We start from the raw sequence: 11,904 nt of genomic DNA, 5'->3' as shown, positions 1-11,904 counted from the left end.
CTTTAATACGTTGATTAATAAAGCGTTCAAAAATTGGATTTTCTTCTAAGCAAATAGTAACAAAACAATCTGGCATTACAATCATACCTATTGGAATCGTGTCATAAATTGAATTTCCTTCTTCATCATGTCTGACTGTCGGAATATCCACGATAATTAAAGTATTATTGTCTTCCTTTTCAATACGAGAGCGTTCTTCATCATCCAAAGGGTCTTTAATGAAATCTAAGTCTACATTTAAAGTTTGTACTAGATACTGAATTTCTTCTTCTGTTGGATGAAGTACATTAATCCAGCAGCCCTTTTGCATTTCCTCAATCTCTTGTAGTTTTCCGTTTCGGTCTGTTAAATAAATATTTAACATACTATCACCCCGATTCTTTTTACATGTGGGAATCTACCTCACTTAAACAACAGTTTTTGAACCGCTATTTTCAGCATATGAAACAAACGATTAAATTTCAATAGAAAAATTATTTTGAAAACGTTTTTTTAAGAAAAATCTTGTAAACATAGAAAAAGACAGAGTGTTCTCTGCCTTTTAAAAAGCTTATGTTGCCTTTATAACATATTTAGAAAGCATCCACAAGTTAAAGCCGACTGAAATCGTATAGCCAGCGTATGTTGAAATGATAAAACTTACATAATCAAAATACGGTAGCAATACAATATTTAAAACTATCTTCACAGTTATTCCGATTACTAATCCTAGCACTGTTTTCTGTTGTTGATTAATTCCTTGTAACATGGCCGCGGTTACTGTAAATAGTGAGAATAGTATACAAGCAGGAGCATAATACTGCAAAATAATACTGCCCATCTCTGGATCATTTCCCGCACCAAATAAAAGAGTATACACTGGTTTTGCTAAAACCATCATTCCAATCGCCGCCGGTACGGTAATTCCTACCACTAATAAATTTGTCCTTGTAAGGTGTTTATACAGTAGCTTCTCATTTCCCGCTGTATAAGCTTTCGTCATTTCAGGTACAAGGGACATACTAAAAGCCGTTGCAACAGAAACCGGGATAAGTACAACCATCTGAACAAGACCAATTATCGCATTAATCTTTTCAGCTTCTCCTTGCATATATCCTATTTGTATAAGTAGTTTATTAATTGTAAATGTATCAATTGTCTGATACAACGGAATTGCTAAACCAACCACAACAAACGGTATTGAATATGTAAAGAGCTCCTTATATAACGAGAAAAAAGATTTCGTTGTTTGTGGTATACTTGCCATCTCTTTTTTCTTTAAATGTTTTCTCCTTCTTATATAATACGCACTTAAAACACTTAATCCACCTAGTGCTCCCATAAATGCTCCAAACGTTGAAATACCAACTGCCAACGAAACAGAAGCTTTTATGACATATAAAACGACAAAGCTTCCTATCAAAATAGTTAAGACCCGAAAAAATTGCTCTACAACTACACTGAGCGCAGAAGGTCCCATAGATTGAAAACCTTGAAAGAAACCACGTAACAAGCTCATTACAGGAACGAGTAATAACGCAAAACTTACAATTTGAATATTGTAAGTGACCGCCGTTACACTATTCCCCGACTGATCGTTTCCATCGATTACAAGTTCAGCTAAATGCGGCGCTAACATATATAACGTAAAACACGAGATAACCCCCATTAAAAGCATAAAAACAATACCACTCTTTAATACTCTTTTAACCGTATGATAATCATTGAGTTGATCATATTTTGATACCATTTTCGAAACGGCAAGTGGCAATCCCATCGTTGCAATACTAAGCATAATTGTATAAGGACGGTATGCATACGTATATAATACGTACCCACTCGTACCCACCATTGCTGTAAATGGTATAACATATATGAACCCTAACATTTTAGATATCATCGTTGCCATCGTTAAAAATATCGTTCCACGTAAAAACGGTGATCCTTTCATCACATTCCCCCGCTACGCTTTATTATTACACATTATGGACAACTCCTTTTTTTTAGAACCGAAACAATTAAAAAAAGCCAATGAAAAATCATTGACTTTAATGCGTTGTTTTTCTCTTTTTCAAAAGCTTTAAACCGAAGTAAAGAGCAATAAAGAAAACCGCACCTATAATTATGTAATGTGTGTAATCAGATGCATACTCTTTAATATGTCGCCAATTTCCACCAAGCTTTTCTCCTAAGTATATAAAAAGAATTGACCATGGAATAATCGCTACTACTGTATACAGTGTAAAGAGCTTTAACGGCATCTTAGCTAGTCCTGCAGGAATAGAGATAGCATGACGTACAACTGGGATAAAACGTGCAGAAAATATCACTCCAGCTCCATAACGCTTAAACCAATTTTCTGCTATGTCTAAATGATGTTTATTAATAAGCAGATATTTCCCAAACCTCTCAACAACCGGACGCCCTCCGTAGTATCCAAGCCAGTATAAAAAGATTTGCGCTAAAGTACCACCGATTGTTCCGGCAATAACAGCACCGACAAAACTAATTTTCCCTTCTGCCACTAAAAATCCAGCATACGAAAGTACAATCTCACTTGGGATAATTTCAATCATTAAACCTAGTGCTACTCCAAAGTATCCTAGACTTGCAAAGAATTGCAATAACTGATCTATTATATTCGCTAACATATTCTTTTCTATCTCCTTTTTTCTTCACATACCCTCCCATTATCACATAAAGATTGCCATCTGCCAATATAATCATGTGAATCTCTTCACCTAACTCATAGACTTTAAAGAAGACTACACTAGACTCTTTTTTGTTACAAGAATATGTACAACCCTTCATCAATATACCCTAAAAGGATACTTGATTCATTTAATTAATCAAGTATCCTTTCCTTATTTCGATCTTTCATAAACGCAAACATTTCTTTAATCTGCCATTCGGTATTTCTAGCGATTGATAAATCAGGTATTTCATTTTCACTAAAAAAATCTATATCCTCTGTTTCAATACTTAGTTTCTTTTCTCCACCAACAATCTCGCAACCTATAAAAACCTTATATATATGGGTTGCTGATGGAGATGGTTGATGTTTTTCTTTATCGAATATTGCTAGTAGCCTAAAATGATCTACTTTATAACCTGTCTCTTCTAATACTTCTTTTACTGCGACTTCTGTTGGCGTATAACCAATATCGGCCCATCCACCTGGCAATGCCCATTTTCCATCACTTTTTTCTTTCACAAATAATAATTTTTCATTCTGAAAAATAACTGCCCGTATATCAACTTTAGGTGTTTGATAGCCTGTCTCACTTGCAAATAAATTCTCTACTACTTCCCAATCTGTTTTTGTATAATGTGACATCATCGCAATTGAAATGTCTCGTAATTGTTGGAAACGCTCTAGATCATACACATCTTTGGAGTACGTTAAACCTGCTTGTGCTATTGATTGTATTTGTTTTACCCAATCAATCCATTTAACCGTCATATCTACACAACTCCATTCTTAATCAACTTCATTCTACTAAATATTATTTCGCTTTTTTATTTCTCCATCTTTAGTATACAAAAAAAGAGATTGATAATGTTTCAATCTCTTTCAAAATCATCCCAATTCATGAAGGTGTTCTTGTATATAGTTGCTTCTTTTATTTATATATTGAAAAATCATCTCAGCCTCTTGATTAAAAACTTCTATTTTCTCTTTCATATATGGATCCTGAAGTAAATATGGACGAATGGATTCGCACATGCCTTCTACTTTTGGTTTTATAAAGGATTCTGTAAATTGTAATTCTAAAATTTCTTCTAATATATTTCGATATTGCTTTCTAAAAACAGGTATATCTAACAATCTTGCACTTAACGTATTATATCCTTTAATGCGAATATACTCATGATTAAGTGGTCTCCCTTGTACATCACGCCCCCAAGTCGCATCGTAATCCCACGGGATGACCTCAAATAAATTTGTTTCATCGTTATGATACAGTGCATAGTTATGAACAAAACCATCAAAGTTTTGAGTCAAAATAACGCCAGCTAACCAGCGTAAATATTTATCAACATGAAGGTATTTCCCAATTTCTTTTTCATAATCATCCCTCGATAGTGTATTTGCTTGAAAAACGAATTCACTCAGTTGCTCTTCACTATTTTTATTCGAACATTTAAATTCATACCCTGCAAAAAGCTCAGTTTTAACATCTTTATCTCTCTCACTCATTAAAGAAAAATTCGCGTCATCATCTATCGCATAATAAATAGAACCACTCGGCAACCCTCTACTTTTTAAAAAGTTTTCATCAACCGATTCTAACTGTAAATATACGCCTTGGATTTGACCATTTATTTTTATAAATACGTGCTGTGACTTCGGTGAAAGTACCCCAATATCATTAAAAAAGTCTAGTGATAATTTGTTACGAATAAGAGATGGATCCATAAATTCAGAGTTTAAATGAAATTCCTTCACCCCTTGAAATTTTTTTGGCTTATAAAACTTAACATGATAAGACTTTTTCTCAAACTCACGAATATGAGCGCCTCGATAAACGATATCAATATCATACTTCTTTTTTCCATATGTTAACTTTGCTGGCACTGGGCTATCTGACCAAATATCTTTTTTTAATTCCACTAAGTACATTGGATGAATAAAAAAATCATATGAAGGTAGCATATATTCTCATCCCTTCTCTGTTCTCTTCATTCAATGTATGCGCCTTGTCTTGTCCATACATCCGCTATCATCTATTTATATAAAATTACACTCTTGTCCTGTTCAGAAAGAAGCCGAATCTCATATCATGTTAAGGAAAAAGAATACCTTTTCAATTTAAAACTCGATAAGGAGGATTTCTATGAAACGTGATATTAGAAAAGCTGTTGAAGAAATCAAAAGTGCTGGTATGGAGGATTTCTTACACCAAGATCCAAGTACTTTTGATTGTGATGATGATAAATTCTCTCATCATAAATGTACAACAGGGTGTAACTGTACAACAGGACGTAAATGTACAACAGGGAATAAATGTCCAAGAACAAGATGTACTCGCGTGAAACATTGTACTTTCGTTACAAAATGTACTCATGTAAAAAAATGGACATTCGTTACAAAATGTACTCGTGTACGCGTTCAAAAATGGACATTCGTTACGAAAGTTACTCGCAGAAAAGAATGCGTTTTAGTTACAAAACGTACTCGCGTGAAACATTGTACTTTCGTTACAAAATGCGTTCGCTTTGAAAAGAAATGTTTCTGGACAAAACGATGTTGCTGTAAAAAATGTGTATTTTTCCCTCATAGCCATCATGGTTCTTGTGATGATTCGCGGGATCATGGTAAGGACTGTCACGATGACGGGCACAAATGGGACGATTGCAAAGATAGCGGACACAAGTCCTCATCTTGCAAAAATAAAAAATTCGATCACTTTTGGTATAAAAAGCGTAATTGCTAGTTTTTTATACCCACCAAAAAGGCCGCATTGCGGCCTTTTTTACGTTTACTGAAAATGGCTTATATCTGCAAATTGTTTTACTTTACCAAGATTTTCATCAAATTCAATCACACTAAGACTCGCGCTATGCATAAATGGCTCTCCCCATACATGTTCAATTTCAACACCTGCAAAATGCCCTACAAGTAATTTCGCTGCTGCAGCATGAGAGACAATTAAAATACTTTCACCTTTATGCTTTTCTAAAAGAAAGTGTATCCCTTCAATTACTCTTTTATGAACGGCCGCAAAGTTTTCCCCTGATGTTGATTGAAAAAGATGTGGTTCATTCCAAAATAAATGTACTTCTTCTGGATAGTGCATTTCCAAATCAGCAATTGTTTGCCCTTCCCATGTCCCCATATTTATTTCATAGAAACGTTCATCTGCTATAATTGGAATATCTCGTTCTCCTTTAATCAATTCAGCAGTATGAATCGTTCTTTTGCTTGGACTACTATATATGGCATGGAGTGGCAACTCCTTCATACGCTCCCCTAATTGTTTCGCTTGCATCATACCATTCTCTGTTAATGCTGAATTTTTGCGACCTTGCATCCGCTTCGCAACATTCCATTCTGTCTCACCGTGCCTTGTTACATATACCGTTGTCTTCATTTCCCATTTCCCCCTTACCATTTTGGCCGCAATCCCCACGGCTCTACTCTCCCTACAATCCATTCCGTGCATTTACTTTCAATTCCTTTTATAACTCCGTCAGCTATCTCTTCATGAGTAAGCCACCTTGCATATGTATCTTCTAAAATAAACCCTAATATAACTCTATAATAACTACATAATGCCCCGCCTATTTTTTGTGACTTCGTACGTGATGCACTACTACCTAATATATGAAATAAACTGTACTTTTCCGACGACAATTCTACCTCATTACAAATGAGTCGTAATGCATGCTTTGCACTAGAGTGTATCCAGGCAACAACTACTGTTATTGGACCATTTTGTTCAATTGTATTTGTAATAGATTGCTTTACATCATCGTCATTTTGATAATCTAAAGGAAGGCACGTAATATTTCCCGATACAGAACTCACTTGCTTAACATCTTCCAATTTCGTACTATCTCGTCCAATAATAGAAACATGAAACCCTTGATCACAAAGACACATAGAAACTTTCTTTAGCATTCCTGTTCCACCAATTACAAGCGCATGCAACTTCTTCCCCCCTTAGTAAAATGTCATATGAGGTTTCTCTTCCCTATAATAATTTAGACGGTCTTGTAACGTCCCTGAATGAAACTCAAATTTATGACCATCAGGATCAACAAAATATATAGACTCACAATCTCTCACATCACGCTCTCTTCCTTGTAAAATATGAACTTTATTTTCTTCTAATCGCTGCAGTAAGCGTTCAAAGTCTTCTTGTTCAACAGAAAATGCGAGGTGCGTATAAGATTGATGAATCTCCTTTCTTGGAATATGTGCCTCTTCGTTCAGTGCTATCCATACTCCACATATATTGAAATATGCAAGTTTTCTCCCTTTAACTAATAGTTCTCCTTCTAGCACTCTTTCATAAAACATAATAGCGTTTTCTAAATTTGATACTGAAAAACAAAGATGATTGATTCCTTTCAACACTCCACGTTCCTCCCTAAACAAATAAAAGATGAGCGAAAATTCACTCATCTTTTATTATACTATTTCTTTGTAATATATGCCCATTTATAACTAAAGTCGCCACCGAACGTATGGTTAGCAATACCATTTACATACGTCTTCTCTAAGTAAGCTGTACTTTGTTGGTACGTAGGAGAGATTGCAGCATCTTGACCAATTAAGATTTTTTCAGCTTCTGCAAGTGCTTTCCAGCGTGCTGCGTCATCTTTTAGTAGTTCTCCTTTTGATTTTGCTACTAAATCATCGTACTTCGGATTTGAATAATCCATTTCATTAAATGAGCTTCCAGTAACGAACATATCAATATATGTCATTGGGTCTGGATAATCTGGACTCCATGCAGATAATGAGAATTCATATTCAAATTTCTTTTCTAAATCTAACTTCTGCTTATATGGTTGTTGCTTCAAATTCACTTTAATACCAGGTAAGTTTTTCTCTAATTCTTCTTTAATAAAGTCGCCCACTTTTTTACGACTACCGTTATCATCATTTAGTAATTCTACTGTAATTGTATCTTGACCAAGTTCTTTCTTCGCTTCTTCCCACAGTTTTTTTGCTTTCGCAGCATTATCTTTACTGTCACGGAAATTTTTATTTACAGTACGGAAGTCTTTTCCATCTGGTCCTGTCGTAAACTTTTCAGGTACTAAGAAATACGCTGGCAATGATCCATCATTCAAAATTACATCCGCAATTCCTTTTTTATCGTACGCTAAATCAATCGCCTCACGAACCTTTTGATTTTTAAACGTTGCATTTTTTTGATTAAAACGTAGGAAATACATACGTGGGTCTAGCTTCGTTTTAAATTCATCTGGTTTATTCTTTTTATATTTGTCTACAAACTCAGAACTTAAAATGACACGGTCTGCTTGATCACTATCATATAAATTTACCCCAGTACTTGTCTCTTTTACTATACCCACATTAATTTCTTGTAATTTTACAGCATCTTTATCCCAATAATTTGGGTTTTTCTTTAACTGGTAACTTTGTTCATGTTTCCATTCACTCATTGTAAATGGTCCATTGTACAATAATTTATCTGCTTCTAATCCGTATTTATCCCCTTGTCCTTTTACATACTTTTCATTTAATGGGAAGAATGTAGGGAACGAAGTAAGCTCAAGGAAATAAGGTGCTGGTTGCTCTAATTCTACTACCAACGTTTTATCATCCTTCGCTTTAACACCTAATTGATCCGACGGTACTTCTCCTTTATTTACTTTCTGTGCATTTTTCACATCAAATAAAATAAATGCATATTCTGCTGCTATTGCTTTATCTAATGTACGTTGCCATGCATATACAAAATCTTGTGCTCGAACTGGATCACCATTTGACCATTTTGCATCACGTAATTCAAATGTATATGTCTTTTTATCTTCACTAATCTTCACGTCTTTGGCCATACCTGGAGTTGGTTTATTATCTTTATCTAGACGATATAATCCTTCCATTGCATTTACAAATACACGGAAAGATACAGAATCTGTTGATTTAGATGTATCCATTGAAGGAATTTCAGCTGTTTCTAGCAAATTTAATACTTGCTTATCTGCTACTCCCTTACCTGCTTCTTTCTTTGTTGTAGATGCCTTCTCCCCATTTCCGCAACCTGCAACTAATACACTAGTCGATAATGCAACTACAGCAATCGTTGTTACCTTTCTCTTCATTCTTCCTTCCCCCAATCTATATGTATAAATGAAAGCCAGTATAATATATATTATTATACAAAAGATTCAGAGTATTTCAAATATTATTTTTTAAAAACAAAAAAGAAGCAGCTAGAACGTGCTTTCCATCCGCTTCTTTTTCTATCACTTTTACTTGCAATCCATCCTCTATTTCAAATGGATTTTGAACCTTGAATATTTCTTCCATCATCTTCAAAAACTCTTCTTCATTTTTAGATTCACCATTAATCGTAAGGGAGTATGGCTCAACTTCACTCAATTTATAATCAACAATAAATTGAATTGTAACTTTTTGTCTTGGCATCCCTGGGCTGTATCCTTGAAATTCTACTAATTCCATACCTTCCGAACCTCGATAATATATCCACCCTGAATTTTGAAAATAGCTTTCAAACGATTCACCAATCGAAAAGAACGGATATTCATAAAGCGAACTTGTACGTACTTTTTGTATAATATCTCGATCAGTCGGAAAAAAGAAATGACTGAAAAAAATACTAGCAACTGCTAAAATAGTAACAATTGTTGCTCCCATTTTACTCGTTCCACCACTATCACGGATGAGATAATTTTCAACCGATTCATCTTTAATTCCCCGTGCTTTTATTCGATATATACGCCTTTCTGCAAATTGATAAAATAATCCATTTGCAAAAATCCCCATCCCAAATAGAATGAAAACGAGTAATAAAAACGTGAGAGGCACCATATTAATGATTGGCAATGCTACGTTGAACCCCATATAATAAGAAAATGCATCACATGCTACTAATAACAGTATAAATAAAGCAGCAGGTAAGTAATACTTACGATATCCAAGCCAACCTACATTGAAAATAGCTGCCAGACCATTCCAGCTCCACCTAGCAATTCGCTTATTCTCAAGCTCCCATTTTCTTTTGTAATATGGATATTGTCTCCCTACATATACTTCTAATTCTTTGTCTATTAGCGAGCTTTCTTCACCTTGTTCATTATGCAAGTTTCTTTGACAATTCGCACAATTCAACTGATCATTAATACAAGGTCGCCCACAATTTATACATTTCAAAACAATCCCTCTTTCCATCCATACTTCATTTTAAAATGCCTTCATGCTTCAATAACCACTCTTTCCTCCATAAACCACCCGCATACCCAACAAGTTTTCCACTCTTTCCTATTACACGGTGACATGGAACGATAATTGAAATTGGATTCCGGCTATTTGCCCCTCCTATCGCCCGTACAGCTTTCGTATTACCAACCTTCTCCGCAATATCTAAATATGAAGCACTTACGCCATATGGTACAGTGTAAAGTGCATCCCATACATTCTTTTGGAATAGTGTTCCTTCAGCAGACAATGGAACTGTAAACTCTTTTCTTTCTCCTTTAAAATATTCATCCAGCTCATTTATACATTGATCTATCATTCCATTTGTATTTTCTTCTTGTCTTTCATCAACAAATATAACAGACGTAATTCCTTCTTCGTTCGCTGTAATTTCTAACAAACCTAATTCACTATCATAATAAGCCTGGTACATATGTCATCCTCCAATTCATTACATATCATTTATTGTAACACGAATAGACGAAATTTTTCGTATAAGCGTTTTATTAGAGAAACAAAAAAGAGAATGATACAATGTAAGAAAATTCAATTAAGTAGCATATTAACATCGCAATTGGTGCGGTAGGATTAATTACAACCGGATCACAAGCAGAGCAAATTTTAAATAATGACGAAGCAGATTTAATTTTTATCGGACGCGAGTTACTTCGTAATCCATACTTCCCAAGAATAGCAGCCAATGAACTTGGCTTTGAATCAAAAGAACCATATCAGTACCGACGAGTACCCGGGAACATTAAATCTAATAAATAAAACCGAGAAGTTATTCTTCTCGGTTTTATTTATTTTATCTCTATAATATCGTTTGAACTATAAATATGAATACCAGATTCTTCACGCAGCGCTGTTATATACATTCCTTTCGCCACATCTTTAGCAGAAATTGGTTTATACTTTTTAAAAGCCCCTTTAAATATAAACGGAAGAATACGAGATAATTTCTCAGCCATTCTTTCCCCAAAACGATACTCTTGTCGATTTCCTACTAATAATGACGGCCTGAAAATATGTATGCCACCAATAACTAGCTTTTTCAGCTCCTCTTCCATTTTCCCCTTCACTTGCGAGTAAAAGAAAAGTGATTTAGGATTTGCTCCCATTGATGAAATAACAAGAAAATTTTGCACGCCTTGTTTTTCAGCTAAGCAGGCAGCTCGCAATGTATATTCATAATCTACTTTTTTAAAATTCGCCTTCGACTTCGCTTTTTTTATCGTTGTTCCTAAACAACTAAAAACATCATCTACTGCAAAAAATTCTTTATATTCCTCTAATACTGAAAAATCCACCTGTTTCTGCTGCAATTTCTCATGCTGTAATTGTAATGGTTCCCTTACAAAAATAGTAACCGAATCGTAGTAATCTGAGTCAAGTAATAGACGTGTTATTTCTTGTCCAACTAATCCACTTGCACCAAGTACTAACGCTGTTCGTTCATTCATATATATGCATACCTCTTTATTTACTTTTCTCTCCTATAGCTAATCGTCGCTAACAGGAGTTTCCGTTCCCCCATTTTACCATAAGTAAAGCACTATGCGTATGCATAGTGCTTTACTTACTCTTTTTTCTTTTCTTTTTCTTCCGCTGGCAATTTCGTAATTGTTGTAGCATCTCCTAAATTACTTATTAATCTCCTTAAAAAAATTAAAACAAAAGATAATGGCAATACTACGGCAAGTATTAATAAGATAGCCTCCATGAAGTAACCCAAGCACTCATCCCCTTTTTTCTGCTCCCTCCCAATATATGAAAGTAACATTGTCACATATGCACCAATCATAAAAATTAATACCGTTCTTTTTGACAAATTTATAACAAAAACAAATCGTAATGATTATTATTTATTGCAACTTTCATAAAGATGTATTATACTAGGTTCGCAAACTAAAACGTAATTATTCCGTTTTGTATTAAAACGATATTTTCTTCTTATATTTGGAGAAAATATAATTGTAAAAAAGAAAAGAGGAGAATTATAT

At 34.5% G+C, this 11,904-nt stretch carries 14 protein-coding genes and 1 pseudogene; 2 read left to right on the top strand and 13 right to left on the bottom strand.

Going from position 1 to position 11,904, the window contains the following annotated elements:
* The 5 genes from AB3X48_RS11590 to cotH form a co-directional block, all read right to left on the bottom strand.
* On the bottom strand, positions 1-364 hold a 364-nt coding region (locus AB3X48_RS11590; RefSeq protein ID WP_367959518.1), incomplete at its 3' end, for a CorA family divalent cation transporter.
* Positions 365-550: 186 nt separating this feature from the next.
* Positions 551-1,930 carry a putative polysaccharide biosynthesis protein gene (locus tag AB3X48_RS11585; protein ID WP_016104622.1) on the bottom strand — a complete coding sequence of 460 codons (1,380 nt, stop codon included), beginning with the start codon at positions 1,928-1,930 and terminating at the stop codon, positions 551-553.
* Positions 1,931-2,027: 97 nt separating this feature from the next.
* Positions 2,028-2,630: an undecaprenyl phosphate transporter UptA gene (uptA, locus tag AB3X48_RS11580; RefSeq protein WP_016104621.1), complete on the bottom strand. Its 603-nt coding sequence runs from the start codon at positions 2,628-2,630 to the stop codon at positions 2,028-2,030.
* 194 nt (positions 2,631-2,824) lie between these two features.
* Positions 2,825-3,442, bottom strand: coding sequence for an NUDIX hydrolase N-terminal domain-containing protein (locus AB3X48_RS11575; RefSeq protein ID WP_016104620.1), 618 nt, complete (start codon positions 3,440-3,442; stop codon positions 2,825-2,827).
* A gap of 117 nt (positions 3,443-3,559) precedes the next feature.
* Complete coding sequence (gene cotH / locus AB3X48_RS11570; RefSeq protein ID WP_016104619.1) at positions 3,560-4,636, bottom strand: spore coat protein CotH; 1,077 nt, start codon at positions 4,634-4,636, stop codon at positions 3,560-3,562.
* A 181-nt stretch (positions 4,637-4,817) separates the two neighbouring features.
* Between cotH and exsB the strand changes: the two genes are divergently transcribed.
* A complete protein-coding gene (gene exsB / locus AB3X48_RS11565) occupies positions 4,818-5,417 on the top strand; it encodes an exosporium protein ExsB (RefSeq protein ID WP_016104618.1) in 600 nt (199 codons plus the stop codon).
* Positions 5,418-5,462: 45 nt separating this feature from the next.
* Here the strand turns inward: exsB and AB3X48_RS11560 are convergent, their stop codons facing one another.
* The 6 genes from AB3X48_RS11560 to AB3X48_RS11535 form a co-directional block, all read right to left on the bottom strand.
* Positions 5,463-6,074 carry a phosphoserine phosphatase 1 gene (locus AB3X48_RS11560; RefSeq protein ID WP_033714697.1) on the bottom strand — a complete coding sequence of 204 codons (612 nt, stop codon included), beginning with the start codon at positions 6,072-6,074 and terminating at the stop codon, positions 5,463-5,465.
* Between the two features lie 14 nt (positions 6,075-6,088).
* A complete protein-coding gene (locus AB3X48_RS11555; protein WP_016104616.1) occupies positions 6,089-6,634 on the bottom strand; it encodes a short-chain dehydrogenase in 546 nt (181 codons plus the stop codon).
* Positions 6,635-6,646: 12 nt separating this feature from the next.
* Positions 6,647-7,063 (bottom strand): FosBx1 family fosfomycin resistance bacillithiol transferase, encoded by a 417-nt coding sequence (gene fosB / locus AB3X48_RS11550; RefSeq protein ID WP_002148565.1) that lies wholly within the window; start codon positions 7,061-7,063, stop codon positions 6,647-6,649.
* Positions 7,064-7,122: 59 nt separating this feature from the next.
* The gene (locus tag AB3X48_RS11545; protein ID WP_016104615.1) at positions 7,123-8,784 is read right to left on the bottom strand and encodes a peptide ABC transporter substrate-binding protein; all 1,662 of its coding nucleotides are present in this window, start codon (positions 8,782-8,784) and stop codon (positions 7,123-7,125) included.
* 76 nt (positions 8,785-8,860) lie between these two features.
* On the bottom strand, positions 8,861-9,856 hold the full coding sequence (locus AB3X48_RS11540; RefSeq protein WP_016104614.1) for a DUF2628 domain-containing protein: 996 nt from the start codon (positions 9,854-9,856) through the stop codon (positions 8,861-8,863).
* A 25-nt stretch (positions 9,857-9,881) separates the two neighbouring features.
* Positions 9,882-10,334: a methylated-DNA--[protein]-cysteine S-methyltransferase gene (locus tag AB3X48_RS11535; protein ID WP_078181209.1), complete on the bottom strand. Its 453-nt coding sequence runs from the start codon at positions 10,332-10,334 to the stop codon at positions 9,882-9,884.
* A 125-nt stretch (positions 10,335-10,459) separates the two neighbouring features.
* On the opposite strand from AB3X48_RS11535, the pseudogene AB3X48_RS11530 reads away from it, so the two are divergent.
* Positions 10,460-10,675 (top strand): annotated as a pseudogene (locus AB3X48_RS11530) (oxidoreductase); the annotation flags it as partial.
* A gap of 29 nt (positions 10,676-10,704) precedes the next feature.
* Here AB3X48_RS11530 and AB3X48_RS11525 read toward each other — a convergent pair.
* Both AB3X48_RS11525 and AB3X48_RS11520 read right to left on the bottom strand, forming a co-directional pair.
* Positions 10,705-11,364: an oxidoreductase gene (locus AB3X48_RS11525; protein WP_002200778.1), complete on the bottom strand. Its 660-nt coding sequence runs from the start codon at positions 11,362-11,364 to the stop codon at positions 10,705-10,707.
* A gap of 116 nt (positions 11,365-11,480) precedes the next feature.
* Positions 11,481-11,705: a hypothetical protein gene (locus tag AB3X48_RS11520; RefSeq protein WP_016104612.1), complete on the bottom strand. Its 225-nt coding sequence runs from the start codon at positions 11,703-11,705 to the stop codon at positions 11,481-11,483.
* Between the last annotated feature and the right edge of the window lie 199 nt (positions 11,706-11,904).

This window comes from Bacillus sp. S4, assembly GCF_040838205.1.
Taxonomy (GTDB): Bacteria; Bacillota; Bacilli; order Bacillales; family Bacillaceae_G; genus Bacillus_A; species Bacillus_A cereus_U.
The sequence above is the reverse complement of the archived record's forward strand: the minus strand, read 5'-3'. Positions and strand labels throughout refer to the sequence as shown.